This window comes from Mesorhizobium sp. M5C.F.Ca.ET.164.01.1.1 (assembly GCF_004792125.1).
Taxonomy (GTDB): Bacteria; Pseudomonadota; Alphaproteobacteria; order Rhizobiales; family Rhizobiaceae; genus Mesorhizobium; species Mesorhizobium wenxiniae.
Map to the genome: position 1 here is coordinate 189,061 of NZ_SRTG01000002.1, position 19,203 is coordinate 208,263.

Below are 19,203 nucleotides of genomic sequence, written 5' to 3' on the forward strand. Positions count from 1 at the left end.
ATATGATCCGGGCTTCAAACATTCAGCGGCATCTCTCGTTGGCAATTGTGACTGGAAGCCTATCGAGATCGGGAGGGGGATTATATAATTCAGTTCGTCGATCCGCACAAACTTTGCAGGCATTCAATAATGACGTCTCAGTCATGGGATACGCCGACCGATACACGGCGCAAGATATTACCTCTTGGTTACCGATAGTTCCTCTCTCCGCCCGGTATTGCGGTATTTCGTCGATCAAATATGCGCCTTCGATTGGCAAGGCTTTGGGTCAGACGCACTTCGATCTAGTACATCAGCACGGGATCTGGCATACGACTTCAGCGCAGGTGTTGGCTTGGCGACGGCGAACCGGGGGCAAGGTGATGATTTCTCCTCGAGGAATGCTGGACCCTTGGGCTTTGCGAAATTCGCGATGGAAAAAGAAGACTGTAGAATTCCTCTTTGAAGGGTCGAACTTGCGAGGCGCATCTTGCATCCATGCCCTGAACCGATCCGAGGCCCAAGCGATCCGCAGTTACGGGCTTGCCAATCCGATCGCAATTATCCCCAATGGGATAGATCTTCCTGATTGGCGGAGAGGCGATGCCCGATCCGCGGAATGTTGGTGTTCGGACGGGCGGCGTGTCCTGCTTTTCCTAGGCAGACTGCATCCGAAAAAAGGAATCGAAGAATTGATTGAGGCCTGGTCGATACTCCGGAGCGATGGCGTTTCGGTAGTCGATTCGTGGCGGCTAGTTTTTGCGGGATGGGACGATGGGGGCCACGAGCAGCGCCTACGGGAATTGGTGACGAAAAAAGGTCTCCAGCACGATGTATTGTTCCTAGGCCCGCTTTACGACGAACGAAAGGATCTCGCGCTGCGGCAGGCCGATGCCTTCATACTGCCGTCCTATTCGGAAGGGCTGCCTATGTCGGTGCTCGAGGCATGGGCCTACCGACTTCCGGTATTTATGACTGACGCATGCAATCTCCCAGAAGGGTTTACCGAGTCGGCGGCAATACGGATCGAGACGGATCCGCCTGTCCTTGCGGCGAGACTTGCCCAGGACCTGGTTCGCCCTGATTTGCAGGATTATGGTACTTCTGGCCGGAACTTGGTGGAAGCAAGATTTGTTTGGGATGAGATAGCCCGTAGCCACGTTGAGGTCTACCATTGGATCCTCGATGGGGGTAATCCACCTCCATGTGTTGAAATTGATCAATGAGGTGCGATGATCCGCTGTCCTCGGCACAAACTCGACCAAATCGTGTGAAACTTGACATCGTAGGAAACCGCGCCGCAGCGAAATGGAGCCGCCGAGAGCAGGTCGGTCGGGTGTTATGGTCCGTGGCTTGGCCATTCTTCCGCTTCTCGCCGCGGCCATTTTGGAGGTTCCGGTGTTTGCTTTTGCGGCTCTTCGGTGCCCAGGTGGGTATATGTGTTCATTTGTATCCCACCGTCCGGATCACGATTCCCTGGAATCTTGCCATCGGAGATCATTCCGCCATAGGCGACGGTGCCATTCTTTATGCCTTGGGTCCGATAACAATGGGGGCCAACGTGACCGTCTCGCAGGGGGCTCACCTGTGTGCGGGCACGCATGATTTCAGGTCGCCCTCAATGACACTCGTGAAATCGTCTATCAACATAGGGGATAGCGCGTGGATTTGTGCAGACGCATTCATCGGACCGGGGGTCGAAATAGGTGCAGGAGCTGTTGTCGGAGCGCGGGCTGTCGCAATGCGAAGCGTCCTCCCGGCGCTCGTTGTGGCTGGCAATCCTGCCCGAAAGATCGGGGAGCGACAATCTCATCTCGACTGGAAAGCCAACGCCGCAGGCCTTAGGGACGATAAATCCTTGGGTACAACCCCTTCCAAACCGGGCGATAAGTGAAGGCACAATGACGCAAGGTGATGTGGCTTCCTATAGCGATGACTCCCCAGTTGAGACACGGTCCGCCAAAGGCAGGTCGGAACCAGGCCAACTCCCGGTCACTGTCGTCATTCCGGTCAAAAATGAAGAGCAGAACCTTCCACAATGTCTCGCGAGATTGCAACGGTTTGCTGAGGTCGTCGTAGTCGATTCGGGAAGCACTGATCGAACAAAGGAAATAGCAAAGAATTCCGGGGCCACGATTCTCGATTTTGTGTGGAACGGCGAGTACCCAAAGAAGCGAAATTGGGTACTTATGACCTACAAGTTCAACACGCCTTGGGTTCTATTCCTTGACGCAGATGAATTCATTTCGGTTGCCTTCAGCAACGAACTCGAGCGGGTCATTCATTCAACTGATAATTCTGGATTTTGGCTGCGCTATACCAACTATTTCCTAGGTCATGAATTGCGTTACGGGTTGCCGCAACGTAAGTTGGCCCTTTTTAGAGTAGACGCTGGCCTTTATGAAAGAATCGAAGAATCCAACTGGAGCAATCTTGACATGGAGGTGCATGAGCATCCTGTTTTGATCGGAAAGATCGGGGAGATAAAAACTTCTATACGTCACGAAGATTACAAGGGGTTGGACCGTTTTCTTGAGAGGCACATCAATTATGCTAGATGGGAATCTAGGCGTTATAAAATACTAAGAGAAAAAGGCCATGAAAATCTCACTGACAGGCAAAAAGTAAAATACAGGTACATTGATAAATGGTGGTTCCCCTGGGGTTATTTTTTCTACACCTACATAGCGAAATTTGGGTTCCTTGATGGCCGTCCAGGGTTTTCCTATGCGTTTTACAAACTTTGGTACTTCTTTTCTATCAGGAATTTGATCCTTGAGGATTTGGCTATTCAAAGCTAGTTGTTCTAGATGGATTCGAGGGAAATTACGCAGGCGAAGTATGGTCGAATCTGATTTCCGGGGGAGCAATCAAGAATGTTGAGGCCCGGATCCCCAAGCATGAAGTCGTTCGGCAAATGCTGACCGTCGTGACAACACTGGACCGGCACGCAGTTGTCGAGAACTGCACGCGCTTCGCTACCATTTCCAGGCCGGTGCGTGCGATTGGGCCAGCCAATGCTCGTGTGGCCCTTGGCCTCGAATGCTCCGGACAACGACTGCCCCAGTTGGAAGGCGCGACTTCGTCGCAGCGCACCCACATCGTGGAACTGGACATTTTGGCAATGTATCTCCGATTAACTGCGTCGCCTTTTCGTTGTTACCATGGCTTCATAAGACCAAAGCCCGCCAGAGCCGCGTTGGGGCTGGGTTAGCTTCCATGGTAGGTCAACTCGCTGGAATGCCAAACCGCAAACGATAAGGTATATTGCATGAATAAAGGCATGAAAGGATTTCTAAAATCCGTCCTTCGTAGATGCGATATTGCCGTGATTCGGCACGAGACCTTACTATCTCTTGAAGAGAGCAGATCAGCTATCTCTGACCTCGATTTCATTCGTGCATTGCCCGCCGAATACGCTGCACCCGCATTGGCGGTTTTGCGTGAGTCAAAGTCGCAACTCCGACAAGATCTTTTTGTTCTGTCTGAAACAGGGTTTAAAGAAAATGGTTATTTTGTGGAATTCGGCGCCACTAACGGTGTGAATCTGAGCAACAGTTATTTGTTAGAGAAGTGCTTCGGTTGGAGTGGTATTCTCGCGGAACCTGCGAAGGTTTGGCACGACAGCTTGAGGCGAAGGCGCGGCGTTCACGTCGAAACCCGATGCGTTTGGAGCGAGTCGGGTTCGATCCTGAAGTTCAACGAGGTTGAAAACGCTGAATTGTCCACGGTCCACGCCTTCAGTGACTCAGACACGCGAAGAAGAGAAAGGAATACCGGTCGGGTTTATGACGTCGAAACGATTTCTCTTAACGATCTTCTCAAAAAGTTTAATGCGCCAAAAGTAATAGACTACTTATCGATAGATACTGAGGGGAGCGAGTTTTCGATATTGAAGAATTTTGACTTTAACTCTTACCGATTTAACGTTATTACATGTGAGCACAACTATACCCCAGCGCGTGAAGAAATCTATCGGCTTCTGAGCGGCAATGGCTACGTGCGGAAGTTTGAACAGCTTTCTAAATTTGATGACTGGTATATCAAAGCGGGGTAGGAGTGGCGCTTCTCTTGAGAACTATTGTGTATGAAATCAGGAGGCGATCTTGGTAGGCCTCGGGGGAGGCGGCTCTTACGACAGATTCGACTGGATTTGGGCGGCAGCTGTTGCGCTCGCCAAATCGGTTTTGCAAAGACGGCAATCTGCATTTAGAGGTGGGCTCTATGTATAATAGGACAACTTGATCCCTTGCCTCCCATTTCGGAAAGCCGGAAACGCATTCTGGTAACTGGCGGTGCCGGTTTTCTTGGTTCCCATCTAATGGACAAGTTTCTAAATCAGAGCCACGAGGTCATCTGTGCTTCGGCGTCTTGTTCCTGAGCTGCAGGCCCATCTCATTGTAAAGGCGATAGATTCGCTTCGGGTGACCGCCCACCCTCCCGGCGCAGCAGAACACCCGCGTCTGGGCGATCTCCTTGATCCTGCTTTTGAGGTCGCCTGCTCGCTGCGCTTCGGCTTGTAGTGATAGAGCGACGTATCGATCAGAAACGTCGCGCATGCCCGCCGGATTGACACTTTCCAGTCCGCCCGAACCTCATCCACGAGCCGCCGGTGACGGGCAGGCCTCATAGTTTTCGGCGCACGACATCCCGCAGCATGGCCTTGTCGAGTGTCAGGTCGGGACGATCTTCTTCAGCCGGTTGTTCTCATCCTCGAGCTAACGCATGCGCTTGACCTCCGACGGCGTCAGCCCGCAATAGCGCTTCTTCCAGTTGTGGAACGTCGCATCCGACATGCCGGCCTTGCGGCACACCTCCGCTGCCGGCGTCCCTCCTCGGCCTGGTGTGCAGAATCAATGCGATCTGCGCCTTCGAGAATACGGAATCGTCCATCTCCCGAACCCGGGGTCATAAATAGAAAATTCCAGCCCAGAACGGTCCGAAATCCGGGGAGCACGTCACCGGATGAGGTGACAGGCAATGAAGCGATCGAGATTTTTGACGAACAGATCATCGGCATCTTGAAGAGACACCAAGCGGAGCTCTCGACGACGAAATATCCGTTACCACGTTGCCCCAGGCTTTTTGGTCGGCGTTCCCGGCATCATCTAGAATTTGATCACGTCATCATGCTCGCCAGGCGCCGATCTGCTTGCCGGTCGAACTTGCGAAGAATCTGCCCCGCCGGCGCGCTAGGGCGTAGACTCATTACCGCGTAGCCAGATGCGGATTGAGACGAGTTGAGAGCGGCGAGATAGTTCTCGGCTAGCTTGTCGTAGCGGGTTGCGATGCGGCGGAACTGCTTGGCTTTGTTGAAGAAGCGCTCGACGAGGTTGCGCGCCTTGTAGAGGAAGGGACTGAAGCAGATCGGGTCCTTGCGGTTGGCCTTGGGCGGGATGTTGGCCCATGCCTTTCGCTCGGTGATGACAGTGCGCAATGCGTTGGCATCATAACCCTTGTCGGCGAGAAGCATTGCGCCCTCCGGCAAATCCTTGATCAAGTCCACTGCGGAGGCGATGTCGCTCTTCTGGCCTGCCGTGAGCATCAGCTTGATCGGCCTGCCTTGCGCGTCGACAAGAGCATGGATTTTGGTTGTAAGCCCGCCTCGGGAACGACCGAGACAATGATCTTGATCCCCCTTTTTGCCGTCGCACCCTGCTGGTGGACGCGAACGACTGAGGTATCGATCATCTGGACTTTGCCCTCGTGGGCATTCGTAATCACATCCATCAGGCGGTCCCACACACCTGCTTTTCGCCATCGGACAAAGCGGTTGTAGCAGGTGGTGCGTGGGCCGTATCGCTCTGGCAGATCGCGCCATGGCGCACCGGATCGCAGCACCCAGAAGATACTCAGCACGCGCCGGTCGTTCACTCGCGGCACGCCACGTGGTTTGTTGGGCAACAGCGGCGCGATCACGCGCCATTCGAAGTCAGTCAGGTCATATCGGCTCATGCGGCGCCTGAATCAGATTTCGCCCCAATATGAAAGTCTCATCAGACCCATTGCGGCCAGCTGATCGCTTTGAAAGTATGACGGGATGAGCTTTGAGCACCTCGGTCGCCGCTACGAGATTTACCTGCAAAGTGACGTTCACCGGGACGGCATGGCGCTAGAATTGATGGATGAGACCGAGCACCCCTATGTGCTTGTGCTGGAGGTGTTTTACGCTGACACTGATGGCGCGCTGACGCTCACTGCACATCGGGAGGCTGTCCCCCTTGAGCTTGTCGAAAGAGTCACCTCGCAAGCCAAGCTTCGCCTTCCTCCGTCCAATACCCGATAGCTTCAACCCATTTCGGTCGTTCCGAATTAATGAGTTTACGGCCTAACAAGGCTTAGACGGCGCGTCCATCTAATAGGGTTGGGCGGCCGACCACAGCGCCTAAGCCAGTACTTGTTCAGCAAAAGATCCCGGATAGCTCTTCGATAATTTGCCAATTACGGCTAGCAGCGAAAATGGCAGATTCTGCCAACTGAGTGTGTCAAATGAAGCACAGCGGAAACCAAAAATTATCTCGCAAGTGCGAAAGCAGGTTGGAATCAAAGCAGAAAGCTGTTACGCGCTATTCAATGCCTTAGTGCTTGGGCGGGCCGAGGTACGGCGGGACAAAAAGGATCGAAACGAATGAACCTTACTGTAAAAATTGCGTTGGCCGGATTTGTCGCCTCGATCGGCTTCCCGGTTTCATCTTTCGCTCAGGACACATCATGCACCTGCACGACGCCCTATCAGGGAGCGGCAAATTCGATTGGTTCCATCGGGCATGCCAACGGCGACGTAATGGTTTCGCAAGCCGCTGGCTATGGCCCTGCCAAGGCGGGAAGTGCACTGGATTTCGGCAGCCGCGTAGTGGTCGGTGCTAGAGGATCGGCTTTCGTCAATGTCGGTGGCTGCAATCTGGATGTACCGGCGAATTCAAGCCTCAATATTTCCCGTGTCGAGAACAATATCTGCCTGAAGGTTGTGGGCTCCGAGCAGACGGCTGCCGCCGTTAGCTCTGAGCATACGGGTCAGATTGCCCCGGGCGGCGACCGCCGGTCCAACACTCCGCTCTATATTTTTGGGGGCATGGCTGGTGCGGCTGGTATTCTTGCTGCAACGCAAGACGATGACGACGGCGACGGCGGCGTCAGCCCTTAAGCCCGGTAGACAATATAGCAGTGGCGTTGTGACTGCCTCTGCTATATTATGTTTGCCGACCCTTAGCTCTGACGCGCCGGCTGGAGGCGGAGATGTTGATGGAATTCGTTAACCGTACCGCTCTATTACGTTGAGTTGTAGTTGAATGCGTTTTGTCTTGGGAGAATTCGTCACATCCGACTGGGTGGCACTGTGACAGGTGGCGCGGCAACGCTGGCTATCAGCTTGCACTATGACGAAAGCGCTGTCAGCGAATAGCTTGAATCTGGCATCTACCGCATTACATGCTTGATAAATGCGTCATTCGCTATCGTGCGGGTGGCGCATTTGTCTATTATTTGGGAGAAGTCGCCACGTTGCTTCAGTGCGGCCACAAACGCCAATGATCGACTTGCATTCCCATATCTTGCCCGGCCTTGATGACGGCTCGCTTAATCTTGCTGAATCTCTGGAAATGGCGCGGCTAGCGGTGGCAGATGGAACGACCCATATGGCGTGCACGCCGCATATTGTGCCGGGCATGTACGAAAACGGATCGGCAAACATTGCCCGCGCGGTTCAAGGGTTGGAGCAGGCACTACGCCGGGCGGCAATACCGCTTGCTCTTTACGTTGGCGCCGACGTGCACGTCGCGCCGGATCTTCCGGAGCAATTGGCGCTAGGTGGCGTGCCGACCTTGAACAGATCTCGCTATTTTCTGTTCGAACCGCCGCACCACGTTTTACCGCCAAGACTGGAAGATCTTGCTCTACGCCTCATAAACGCCGGGTTCATTCCGATTCTTACCCATCCTGAGCGGCTAACCTGGATCAAGGCAAATTACGATGTTGTCGAAAGGTTGAATGCAATCGGCTGCCTTGTTCAGCTTACGGCAGGCTCGATTGTTGGTGCTTTTGGACGTACGGCGCTTTACTATTCGGAAAAGCTGATTGATGAGGGTAGGGTGGATATCATCGCATCGGACACCCATGGTGCCACCCGCCGGCCCCCTGGGCTTTCACAGGCAGTCGCCGCTGCCACAAAGCGATGTGGGGAAGATGAGGCCCGCAATATGGTGTTGAAACGCCCAGGCGAAATATTGGCGAACCGGCCTCTCGAGCCGGTCGGAAAGGTACGCTTGAAAAAGCCAAGCCCCAGCAACGTTAGTCGCTTTGCAGGGTTGGGTCGTTTGTTGAAGGGCGGGACCGCGTGATGGCCGTTTTTCATTTCGCAAAGAGCTATACGGGCACGTTATGTGCCTTGCTCGCTTTGATCACGGTATCTGCATGCACTAGCACCTCCTCAAAGACACCGCCGTCTACGATCGATGCGCTGCAATTGGCCTCAACGCCGGCGCCGCTTTCGGGCGGCGGTGCTCTGCAGGTCGTAAAGGACCTGCCTGCGCCGCAGAACACGCAGAATGGCAACGAGCAGCCTTTGTCTCCAAACGACGTGCTCGAGGTGAATGTGTTCCAGGTCGACAACCTGAACAGAATCGTTCAAGTCGACTCCGGCGGGCAGATTTCGCTTCCACTTATCGGGACCGTCACTGCGGCAGGAAAGACCGTCCGTCAGCTGGAGCAGGAAATCGAAACGGCTTACGGGGCGAACTATCTGCAGTCGCCCGATGTGTCGGTCTACGTCAAGGAATCGATCGGACAGCGCATTACCGTCGATGGCGAAGTCACTAGGGCCGGTATCTTTCCGGTGTCGAGCAATTCTTCTCTCATCGATGCGATCGCCCTTGCTGGAGGGTTCAATCCCGTTGGCGATGCGGGAAAGGTCTTTGTCTATCGCAATATCGGCCAAAATACTTTGGTCGCAAATTACAATGTGGAGCAGATTCGTGCTGGGAAGAGCCGCAATCCACGCATCTATGGTGGCGACAAGATTGTCGTCTTCGCGTCGAAATCGAAAATTGCGCTGAACAATCTCAAGGACGCCCTCGGTGTTGCCTCGAGTGCAGCCCGCATTGCTGTGATCCCGTGATCGTAAATCGCAACCGGTCAGACAATCCTAGGATTACCTCGCGCCATGCTCGATCGTAACAGGCAGCATCAAATTGCAGGGCCAGGACATGGCCAAGCGTTGTCCCCCGACCTGTATTATGACGGTGCGCAAAACTATAGCTCATATGGCCGCGATTACTCGGAGCCGGACGACGGCTTTAATCCGCTCAAGCTGCTCTTTTACGTTGTCCAATATCGGTGGCTGATTGTCATGATGGCGGCAGCCGGGCTGGTTGCCGGCGCCATTGTTACCATGATGCAGACGCCAAAATATCAGGCAACAACGCAGTTGGAAGTGTTGGTTCCTTCAGCCAAGGTCTTCCAGGACATCGAGGTGGTTTCGGAAAACAGCGATGTCCGAGCGTTTCTGACCGCCCGTGAAAAGCTTAAAAGCCGCGCATTGGCGCAGCGTGTCGTGTTCCAATTGGGGCTTAGCGAAAAGCCAGACTTCCTGTTCCCGACGCCGGACTTCTCCATTAGCAATATTTTCTATCGTGCGTTCGGAATTTCCAAATCGCCTTCCATAGAAGAAAAAACCCCGGAGCAGCGCGAAGCAATTGCGATCGGTCGCGTTCTCAGTAACCTCACGGTCAATCTGGTCACCAACACGAGCCTGCTTTCGATTTCGTTTGCCGACCAGAAACCGAAATATGCAAGTGATATAGCCAATCAGGTCGCGCAAAGCTTTATCGATCAGCGACTCGATCAGACCGGCGAAACCTCCGACCTGGCACGGCAATTTATCCAGGAACAGGTTTTGCAGGTAAAGCAAAAGCTACAGAAGTCCGAGGAGGAACTCGTCGCTTATGCCAAGGATGCAGGCATTACGACAACCGGCGATGACAAATCGCTGATAGGATCGAACATCGAGGCGCTGAACACGGCGCTTGCGACAGCAATCCAGGATCGTCTCGATGCTGGGCGGGCCGTAGACCAAATCGACAAAGGTCGAGGGTCGAGCCTCGGTCCAGTCCTGGAAAGCGAAGGCCTACAGAAGCTCACCGAGAAATTGGCGGATTTGACCAGCCAGTATCAGCAAAAGTTAGGCATACTGAAGCCTGGTTTTCCAGAAATGCAGCAGCTTCAGTCGCAGATTAAGGAGTTGCGGCGGCTTTATGACAATGGTGTCTTGGCAATAACAGATTCACTGCGGCTGAAGTATCAGGAAGCTCAGGATAAGGAAGCGGACCTTAAGTCGAAACTTGAGGAAATGGAAAGGCAGCAGGTCGTATTCAACGACAAGAATATCAAATACACGATCCTGAAGCGGGAGGTCGATTCAAACCGATCGCAGTATGATAGCCTGATCGCCAAGCTAAATGAGGTCGGTGTGAGCTCGGAACTCAAGACACAAAGCGCGGCGATCGTCGATTTCGCGGCGCAACCTAACATGCCTTATTCTCCGCGTCTGAGCGTTAATCTTGTTGTCGCTCTGGCCGTTTTCTTAGCTCTGAGTGCATCAATTATTTACATCATCGAGTTGTTAAACAATACCTTTACCAATCCTGAGCAGATCGAAAAGGAATTGGGATTGGCGATGCTCGGCATCTTGCCGCTTGTCGATGACCGGGAACTGATAACAAGCATCGCCGATCAAAAATCAGGACTGTCCGAAGCCTACCGCTCGCTTCGAACGTCATTGCAGTTCTCCGGCGCCGAAGGTGCGCCGCGATCGCTGCTGGTGACGAGTTCGGAACCCTCAGAAGGCAAGTCAACCACGTCGTTCAAGCTAGGGCAGGATTTTGCCGCTCTCGGTGCAAGGGTTCTCATTGTCGATGGTGATCTTCGAAAGCCGAATCTTCATCGGCTGTTTGGTCTCGACAATACAATCGGACTGAGCAATCTCCTGACAAACACCGTCCGCAAGGAGGATTTGGCCAACATTTTCAGGGCAACGAAATATCCTAATGTGACCGTCCTGACCTCTGGAACGATCCCGCCCAACCCTGCGGACCTGCTCTCTTCGCCGAAGATGGCACTAATCCTTACCAATCTCGGCAAGCGCTTTGATCTTGTCATAGTCGATGCTCCGCCGGTCGTTGGCCTGTCGGATGCCCCCATTCTCAGCCGGCTTGCCGAGGGCACGTTGATGGTCATCTCTACCAATCAGGTGACACGCAAGTCGGCGAAGACGGCGTTAAAGCGCCTGCGAGCTGCCGGCGCGAACGTGGTCGGAGCCGCGATGTCGAAGTTTTCAGTGAACAAGTTCGATTACAACTACGCCTACAAATATATGAATTACCAGTATTACGACTACGGCGCGAGCACCCCGAAAATTGAGGGCAAAGTCGATGACGGAGCAGCAGACCAGCCCGCTTATGCGAAATCTCCGGCGTTCAGGCGTTTGGTTCGTCGCATCCGTTCTAGTGTTGGCGGCTTCGTCGATCGGGCTAAGTCGGTTTCTTGAAACCGAGACGCCAGCCGTTTCCCTCGCGCTGGATCCGTTGAACGTCAATGCCTTGATAGGCGAAATCACCGACGACCTGAACGACGCAAGCAGCGCTCCTGATCTCGATGCATTGCTCGCCAAGGCCGAAGGCGCGCTTCGCTTTGATGTGGCAGATGCACGTCTCTACAGCCTGATTGGCGAGATCAAATACCGACAGGAAGAAAAAGACCAAGCCTATGAGTTCTTCGATCAAGCTCGAAAATTATCTAAGACCGAAATCCACGCGCTCCAGAGGTCCATTGGCCACTCGATCGAGATAGGCGATCTGTCAAAGGCTGTCGGCGAGATCGATATATTATTACGGCGATGGCCAGATCGATTTCCCGCGATCGCTGAGGGCCTGCCGACAATCCTCTCGAATCCCGACGGATACCAAGCCGTGCTGGCTGCCATCAAAGCGGATGCGCCATGGAGAACCAGTCTGTTCGCCACTCTTGGCAGAACTCCCGAAGGGCTCGATTCTGCAAACCGGCTGCTGCTCGATTTGACAGGCTCAGGAGCGCCACCAAAATCGCGAGAATTGTCCACCATCATCAACGGCTATATTGGCCAGAAGGAATATGATCTAGCCTATCGGCTGTTTCTTTTCAGCTTGTCTGATGAAGAACGGAAACTGGGCGGGTACATTTTCAACAGCACCTTTGAGCCAAGTTTCAGCGGCAAGCCCTTCGATTGGGAACTCCGCGATCAGTCAGGTTTGGAAGTTACCTTTTCAACATCGCAAGATGCGGTCGAAGGCGACGGGGGCGCAACGGTCCGCTTCCTGAATACGCCGGTTAAGAACATTGCACTTCAGCAGCTTATTGAACTCCCTCCCGGTTCGTACAAGATTTCTCTGATTGCCTCTGCGAGAAACCTGAAGCTTCCAAAGGAGTTATTTTGGTCGATCATGTGTGTGGATCCAGCAGGCGAAATAGCGCGGATCAACATTTCGGAGGGTACCTACAACCGTCAGAGCCTCAGCCGGAAGTTTTCGGTAGGACCGGGTGCATGTCCCATGCAACTGTTGCGGCTGCAGACGGCTGCCATTGCTCAGAGCTGGCGCTTTCGCTATGTCGGCACGTTGGTAATGCACAAATTGAGCATCGAGAGACTTTCATCTTGAGCGATCGACCCTCGGAATGGGATAAATATTTCCTTGGATCGGTTCTGTTTTTATCGCTGCTGATCGGCGGAGGGACTGCAAGCGGCCTCTATACTGACACGCTGATTGAGGTCGCGGCAGTCATCTCGGCGGCGGCCGTCTTTTCACAGACCTCAGGCCAGAAAATCCCCCATTCTGTTCTGTGGCTGCTTATCTTCGCTGTGGCATTGGTAATTTTACAAATCGTCCCACTGCCTGCGGCCATGTTCAAAGGGTTGCGACCGGAGCTGTTGCTCGGAGATCCATGGCTGGCGGGAGAAAGCGGTATTCGCTTCGTCAGTGTCGGAGTTGGACGGACGGTCGAATGTCTGTTGTATCTGGCGGCCTCAGCAGCGTTTTTTTTGAGCGTATTGCGATTGCGCACCGAGCAGGTGCAAGGCCTTCTGCCGTTCTTTTTTATGGGTGTCATCTGCAACGGCTTGGCGGGAGCGATTCAATATTCTCTCTCAGACGACATCGTCATAGAAGGATTGTTGCCGTTTACGATCACTGCCGGGCTTTTTGCCAACCAGAATCATTTTGCGGCTTTGCTTTTTGTTTCTATTCCCTTCGTCGTTTATTACGGTCTGTTCCGCGGACATCTTTTATCCGGATCGCTCGGGCTGGTCACGCTTTTACTGCTCCTTTTGGCAGCCGGTTCGCGTGCCGGTGTTCTGATTGGTTTGGCGATTACTGTACTGTCCATTGTCTTTCTTGCAGCACGTTCGAAGGCGAGTGGATTGAGCATTCTGGCGATTTTCGTAGTGCTTTCAGTCTACACGATGGGCGCATGGACGAAGATCGACGCCGATGCGATTGATCCGGCTTTCGGGCGGCGAGAATTTGCGCGTACCACTGTTGAAGGAATCCAAGACAATTTGGCAACGGGAGTTGGATTTGGAAACTTTCAAAAGTCTTATCAGATATACGAAAAAGAAGAGATGATTTTTAGCAAGTATGTAAATCATGCTCATAATGACTATCTGGAAATAGCCTTTGAGGGTGGTGCTCCTGCCATTCTGTTAATGACATTCTATTTCATATTGCTTTTTGTTGCGCTTTCTAGAATTCGCCGTGACCCGCTCCAGAAGGCGGCGTTCCTCTCGGTGTCCTTTCTTCTCATTCACTCACTGGTTGATTATCCGCTGCGGACCGAAGCGCTTGCAATGACGTTTGCCTATATGAACGCCATTATCTTTCACAAAGGATTTGCAGACCGCTTGGCCCAGAAGAACAGATTGATCGAGGTAGACCACAACGGTGACAAACTTTTTGTTCCCATCGGAACTTCGTCGTCGTAGCAGACTGGGGACCTGCGGCCGACATTCGTCGCACCTTAAGTCATTCGGGTGGCATTTGAGCTCTTCGGCAAAACGCAATCAAATCCCCGTGTCGAAAGGCGTGGCAGACGCCGACGCTCGCTACCGCCGAGGTGTTCGCACGTCAGTTTTTGCGTGAGGAGGGCGGGATGAATTTTCTGGTGACCGGAGGGGCCGGCTTTATCGGCTCAGCGGTGTGCCGGCATTTGTGCAGCAATCCGGCCTACCGGGTGACCAATATCGACAAGCTCACCTATGCGGGAAACCTTGCCTCGTTGCGGTCAATCGAGAATGCGCACAACTACAGATTCGAGCACGCCGACATCTGTGACGACAGAACGATTCTTGAAGTGTTACATCGCGACAGCATCGACATCGTCATGCATCTTGCCGCCGAAAGCCATGTCGACCGGTCGATCGACGGGCCCGCCGCCTTCATCGAAACCAATATCGTCGGCACCTACCGAATGCTCAATTCGGCCCTGGAACATTGGTGCAGACTTCCCGACCAGAAAAAAAGCCGGTTTCGTTTTCACCATGTTTCGACCGACGAGGTGTTCGGCGATTTGCCCCTCGACAGCGGCGTTTTCACCGAACAGACCCCCTATGCACCATCTTCTCCCTATTCAGCGTCGAAGGCCGCATCCGACCACCTGGTGCGAGCATGGCATGATACCTACGGCCTGCCAGTTGTCCTGTCGAACAGCTCGAATAATTACGGTCCGTACCATTTCCCCGAAAAGCTGATCCCGCTCGTCATTTTGAACGCGCTGGACGAAAAACCGTTGCCGGTCTACGGCGCCGGCGCAAACGTGCGCGACTGGCTTTTCGTCGAGGACCATGCACGTGCCTTAGCCATGGTCGCGACCAAGGGCGCGGTCGGCGAGAGCTACAATGTCGGGGGAGGCGCCGAACGCACCAATCGGGCGGTGGTCGAGGCGATTTGCGACATCCTCGACAGCAGGCGGCCGCGTTCCTCCGGCCGGCGCTATCGCGATCTCATCACCTTTGTTGCCGACCGAGCGGGTCACGACCGGCGCTACGCAATCGACGCTTCGAAGATCGAGCGCGATCTCGGCTGGACGCCGCGCGAGACATTCGACAGCGGCCTCGCCAGGACGGTCGACTGGTATCTTCAGAACGAGTGGTGGTGGGGTCCAATCCGCCGAGAGCGCTACGCCGGTGAGCGGCTGGGCAAAGCGCGAAAGGGTGCCGCGTGAGGCTTGTCACTGGTTTCGAGACTATAGCAACAACGTATAAACGGTTGCCGGGCATCTTTCTCGACCCGGGCAATATTTCCTGGCGTTCGCAACGCCATCCGGCTGTTGAGCAGCAATTTCCGAGTTCTGGCCGCTGGGAGGAAAATTCATTCTCGAACCACTCCAGGGCAGGCCTGTCTTGCATTGTTATAACCAATAGCGATCTGCTAGAACGCCTGCACGAAAATAAGATTGTCCAGAAGTGAAGCTTGAACCGGGCCGCTGAAAATTGCGCCTGATGCATCGATGCAAGGTCTGGATTGGCACGAGAGAACGCTTACAGTCCATGAACATCGCGCTTACGCACCTTCAGCGGCTCGAGGCTGAATCGATCCATATCTTTCGCGAGGTAGCGGCGGCCTTCGCCAAGCCGGTTATGCTCTATTCGGTCGGCAAGGATTCCTCCGTGCTGATGCATCTTGCGATGAAGGCGTTTTATCCCGCCAAGCCGCCCTTTCCCTTTCTCCACGTCGACACGACCTGGAAGTTCCGCGAGATGATCGCCTTTCGCGATCAGATGGCGCAAAAGCTCGGCTTCGATCTCCTTGTCCACGTCAACGGCGATGGTGTGCGCGACAACATCAATCCCTTCGACCATGGCTCCAATACACATACGCATGTGATGAAGACCGTGGCGCTGCGGCAGGCGCTTGACAAATACGGCTTCGATGCAGCCTTCGGCGGGGCGCGGCGCGACGAGGAGAAGTCGCGCGCCAAGGAGCGGATCTTCTCTTTCCGCAACGCCCAGCACGTATGGGATCCGAAGAACCAGCGGCCGGAGATGTGGAAGATATTCAACACCCGCATTGCGACCGGTGAATCGATCCGGGTCTTTCCGTTGTCGAACTGGACCGAACTCGATATCTGGCAGTACATTCTCCAGGAAGACATCCCGATCGTGCCGCTCTATTTCGCCAAGGAGAGGCCGGTCGTCGAACGCGACGGCATGCTCATTCTGAGGGATGACGACCGTATGGAATTGCGCCCGGGCGAAACAGTGGAAAACCGGCTGGTGCGGTTCCGCACGCTCGGCTGCTATCCGCTGACCGGCGCGATCGAGTCCGACGCCGATACGCTGGAGGCCATTGTCGGCGAAATGCTCACGGCGCGCACCTCCGAACGGCAGGGCCGCCTGATCGACCGTGATGAAGCCGGTTCGATGGAAAAGAAGAAGCGCGAGGGATATTTCTGAGCATGCGCCACATCATGGCCGAGAGCCTCGCCTCCACCGACGGCATTCGTGACTATCTGGCGGTACAGGAACGAAAGTCGCTGCTGCGCTTCCTGACCTGCGGTTCGGTGGACGACGGCAAGTCGACGCTGATCGGACGCCTGCTTTCGGATACCAAGCAGATTTTCGAGGACCAGCTTGCCGCGCTCGAGCGTGATTCGCGCAAGCACGGGACAACGGGCGACGACGTCGATTTCGCGCTGCTGGTCGATGGCCTAGAGGCCGAGCGCGAGCAGGGCATCACCATCGATGTCGCCTATCGCTTTTTCGCCACGCCGAAACGCAAATTCATCGTTGCCGACACACCCGGCCACGAACAATACACGCGCAACATGGCGACGGGCGCGTCGACCGCCGATCTGGCGATCGTGCTGATCGACGCCCGCCAGGGTGTGCTGCGTCAGACAAGGCGCCACTCGATCATCGCTTCGCTGCTCGGCATCCGGCACATCGTGCTCGCCGTCAACAAGATCGATCTCGTCGGCTTCGACAAGGCCGTGTTCGAACGCATCATCGAAGATTACCGGCAATTTTCGCATCAGCTCGGCTTCGAGACGATCGTGCCCATCCCGATGTCTGCCCGTTATGGCGACAACGTCTCCAGCCGCTCGGACAAGACAGAATGGTATTCCGGCCCGACGCTGATCGAACATCTGGAAACCGTGTCGGTCGATAAAGCCGTTGTCGAACTGCCGTTCCGTTTTCCAGTGCAGTATGTGAACCGCCCCAATCTCGATTTTCGCGGTTTTGCCGGCACGATTGCGTCCGGTTCCGTCTCAACAGGCGACGAGGTCGTTGTCGCCAAATCCGGCAAGTCCGCTCATGTAAGGCGCATCGTCTCGCATGGCGGCGACCTGAGCCAAGCGGTCGCCGGCCAGGCCATCACTCTTGTTCTCGACGACGAGGTCGAGGTCTCGCGCGGCAATATGCTGGTGTCGCCGGCGGCGCGGCCGCAGGTCGCCGACCAGTTCGCCGCCAACATCGTCTGGTTCGATGAGCATGCGCTGCTGCCGGGCCGCTCCTACATCCTGCGGACCGAGACCGATCAGACCAGTGCCACCGTCACCGACCTGAAGTACCGCGTCAACGTCAACGACTTTGCCCATGAGGCGGCCAAATCGCTCGAAATGAACGAAGTCGGAATTTGCAACATCTCGACGCGGGCGCCGATCGCCTTCGATACTTTCGCCGAGAACCGCACGACCGGCGCCTTCATCCTGATCGACCGCATCACCAACGCCACCGTCGGCGCCGGCATGATCCTGCATTCGCTGCGCCGCGCCGAAAACATCCACTGGCAGTCGCTCGATGTCGGCAAGCACGGCCGTGCCGATCTGAAGAACCAGCGGCCCGCCGTGTTCTGGTTCACTGGGCTCTCGGGCTCGGGCAAGTCGACCATCGCCAATCTTTTCGAGAAGAAGCTGTTCGCCACCGGCCGGCATACCTACATCCTGGATGGCGATAATGTCCGCCACGGCCTCAATCGCGATCTTGGCTTCACCGACGCCGACCGCGTCGAAAACATTCGCCGCGTTGCGGAAGTGGCGCGGCTGATGGCCGATGCCGGGCTGATCGTCATTGTTTCCTTCATTTCGCCATTCAGGGCCGAGCGGCGCATGGCCAGGGAGTTGATGGCCACCGGAGAATTCGTCGAGGTGTTTGTCGACACACCCTTTGAGGAATGCGCCAGACGCGATCCTAAGGGCCTCTATGCGCGGGCGTTGAATGGCGAAATCAAGAATTTTACCGGCGTCGATTCACCGTATGAAGCCCCGGAAAACCCCGAAATCCATCTCAAGACACTCGGCAAGTCTGCCGAGGAGATGGTAGAGGCCCTGGAACTCTGGCTGAACGAGCGTGACATTGCCGAAAACCAATATGATAGCGGCGGCGGCATCTGACGACGAAGCGATGCTCGGCGTGTTCGAGCGCATCGCGTTGGCGGCGGGGCGAGAGGTGATGCGCGTCTTCGATGCCGGCTGCGCGGTCGACCAGAAATCAGACAGCTCGCCGGTGACCGAGGCCGATCGCGAGAGCGAAAAGATCATTCTCGCCGGGCTGCGCGCGGCTTTCCCCGACATCCCTTGCGTGGCTGAGGAAGAGGCATCGGCCGGCATCGTGCCGCCCGACCTCGACGACGCCTTCTTCCTGGTGGATCCGCTCGACGGCACCAAGGAATTCGTCAACCGCAGGACCGACTTCACCGTCAACATCGCGCTTGTTCGCCACGGCGTGCCGGAGATCGGTGTGGTGTTTGCGCCATGCACGGGACGCTTCTTTTCCGGCCGGCCGGGCAGGGCGGAAGCAATTGAAGTCAATGGCGACTATCAGATCATCGGCCGTCGGCCGATTTCGGCCAGAACGGGTGTGGCGCCACTGACTGTCGTCGCCAGCCGGTCCCACAATACGCCGGAGACCGAAGTCTATATTCGCACCGTGGGCGCTGCCGAGATCGTGTCGGTTGGCTCGTCGCTGAAATTCTGTCTTGTCGCTGGCGCCGAGGCCGACGTCTATCCGCGCTTCGGCCGCACCATGGAATGGGACACCGCAGCCGGCGACGCGGTGCTGCGCGCGGCAGGCGGTATAACGCGCACACTCGATGGTCAGCCGCTGGCCTACGGCAAGCGCAACCAGAGCGATGACGAGGACTTCGCCAATCCGCATTTCATCGCCAGCGGCAAGCCTGCGGAGCCCAGACCCGTCTAACGACC

General features: G+C 55.2%; 15 protein-coding genes and 2 pseudogenes. 15 read left to right on the plus strand and 2 right to left on the minus strand.

Translation table 11 applies throughout. The annotated features are described in order from the left end of the window. The first annotated feature begins 2 nt into the window (after window positions 1-2). From EN807_RS17700 to EN807_RS17720, 4 genes are all read left to right on the plus strand, one after another. The gene (locus EN807_RS17700; protein ID WP_246684239.1) at window positions 3-1,205 is read left to right on the plus strand and encodes a glycosyltransferase; all 1,203 of its coding nucleotides are present in this window, start codon (window positions 3-5) and stop codon (window positions 1,203-1,205) included. A gap of 480 nt (window positions 1,206-1,685) precedes the next feature. Beyond that, the gene (locus tag EN807_RS17710; RefSeq protein WP_246684185.1) at window positions 1,686-2,780 is read left to right on the plus strand and encodes a glycosyltransferase family 2 protein; all 1,095 of its coding nucleotides are present in this window, start codon (window positions 1,686-1,688) and stop codon (window positions 2,778-2,780) included. A gap of 470 nt (window positions 2,781-3,250) precedes the next feature. After that, the gene (locus tag EN807_RS17715; protein ID WP_135936042.1) at window positions 3,251-4,036 is read left to right on the plus strand and encodes an FkbM family methyltransferase; all 786 of its coding nucleotides are present in this window, start codon (window positions 3,251-3,253) and stop codon (window positions 4,034-4,036) included. Between the two features lie 192 nt (window positions 4,037-4,228). After that, on the plus strand, window positions 4,229-4,360 hold the full coding sequence (locus tag EN807_RS17720; RefSeq protein ID WP_135936043.1) for an NAD-dependent epimerase/dehydratase family protein: 132 nt from the start codon (window positions 4,229-4,231) through the stop codon (window positions 4,358-4,360). A gap of 337 nt (window positions 4,361-4,697) precedes the next feature. Here EN807_RS17720 and EN807_RS17725 read toward each other — a convergent pair. Together EN807_RS17725 and EN807_RS17730 are read right to left on the minus strand one after the other, a co-directional pair. Then, window positions 4,698-4,802: pseudogene (locus tag EN807_RS17725) on the minus strand (transposase); the annotation flags it as partial. 369 nt (window positions 4,803-5,171) lie between these two features. Continuing rightward, window positions 5,172-5,934 (minus strand): annotated as a pseudogene (locus tag EN807_RS17730) (IS5 family transposase). Window positions 5,935-6,019: 85 nt separating this feature from the next. On the opposite strand from EN807_RS17730, the gene EN807_RS17735 reads away from it, so the two are divergent. The 11 genes from EN807_RS17735 (at window position 6,020) to cysQ (ending at window position 19,198) form a co-directional block, all read left to right on the plus strand. Beyond that, entirely contained in the window at window positions 6,020-6,265 is a 246-nt protein-coding gene (locus EN807_RS17735) for a hypothetical protein (RefSeq protein WP_135936045.1), read from the plus strand. Window positions 6,266-6,607: 342 nt separating this feature from the next. Then, window positions 6,608-7,123 carry a hypothetical protein gene (locus EN807_RS17740; protein ID WP_135936046.1) on the plus strand — a complete coding sequence of 172 codons (516 nt, stop codon included), beginning with the start codon at window positions 6,608-6,610 and terminating at the stop codon, window positions 7,121-7,123. A 382-nt stretch (window positions 7,124-7,505) separates the two neighbouring features. Further along, window positions 7,506-8,315, plus strand: coding sequence for a CpsB/CapC family capsule biosynthesis tyrosine phosphatase (locus EN807_RS17745; RefSeq protein WP_135936047.1), 810 nt, complete (start codon window positions 7,506-7,508; stop codon window positions 8,313-8,315). Continuing rightward, on the plus strand, window positions 8,315-9,091 hold the full coding sequence (locus EN807_RS17750) for a polysaccharide biosynthesis/export family protein (RefSeq protein ID WP_135936048.1): 777 nt from the start codon (window positions 8,315-8,317) through the stop codon (window positions 9,089-9,091). The genes EN807_RS17745 and EN807_RS17750 overlap by 1 nt, the downstream gene beginning before the upstream one ends. A 45-nt stretch (window positions 9,092-9,136) precedes the next feature. After that, window positions 9,137-11,518 carry a polysaccharide biosynthesis tyrosine autokinase gene (locus EN807_RS17755; protein ID WP_135936049.1) on the plus strand — a complete coding sequence of 794 codons (2,382 nt, stop codon included), beginning with the start codon at window positions 9,137-9,139 and terminating at the stop codon, window positions 11,516-11,518. A 37-nt stretch (window positions 11,519-11,555) separates the two neighbouring features. Further along, window positions 11,556-12,665, plus strand: a complete 1,110-nt coding sequence (locus EN807_RS17760) for a hypothetical protein (RefSeq protein WP_246684186.1) — start codon at window positions 11,556-11,558, stop codon at window positions 12,663-12,665. Beyond that, the gene (locus EN807_RS17765) at window positions 12,662-13,984 is read left to right on the plus strand and encodes an O-antigen ligase family protein (protein ID WP_135936050.1); all 1,323 of its coding nucleotides are present in this window, start codon (window positions 12,662-12,664) and stop codon (window positions 13,982-13,984) included. The genes EN807_RS17760 and EN807_RS17765 overlap by 4 nt, the downstream gene beginning before the upstream one ends. A 167-nt stretch (window positions 13,985-14,151) precedes the next feature. After that, the gene (gene rfbB / locus EN807_RS17770) at window positions 14,152-15,222 is read left to right on the plus strand and encodes a dTDP-glucose 4,6-dehydratase (RefSeq protein WP_135936051.1); all 1,071 of its coding nucleotides are present in this window, start codon (window positions 14,152-14,154) and stop codon (window positions 15,220-15,222) included. 325 nt (window positions 15,223-15,547) lie between these two features. Beyond that, entirely contained in the window at window positions 15,548-16,453 is a 906-nt protein-coding gene (gene cysD, locus EN807_RS17775; protein WP_127315658.1) for a sulfate adenylyltransferase subunit CysD, read from the plus strand. A gap of 2 nt (window positions 16,454-16,455) precedes the next feature. Then, window positions 16,456-18,393 carry a sulfate adenylyltransferase subunit CysN gene (gene cysN / locus EN807_RS17780; RefSeq protein ID WP_189522486.1) on the plus strand — a complete coding sequence of 646 codons (1,938 nt, stop codon included), beginning with the start codon at window positions 16,456-16,458 and terminating at the stop codon, window positions 18,391-18,393. Between the two features lie 10 nt (window positions 18,394-18,403). Then, complete coding sequence (cysQ, locus tag EN807_RS17785) at window positions 18,404-19,198, plus strand: 3'(2'),5'-bisphosphate nucleotidase CysQ (RefSeq protein WP_189522523.1); 795 nt, start codon at window positions 18,404-18,406, stop codon at window positions 19,196-19,198. Window positions 19,199-19,203 lie beyond the last annotated feature (5 nt).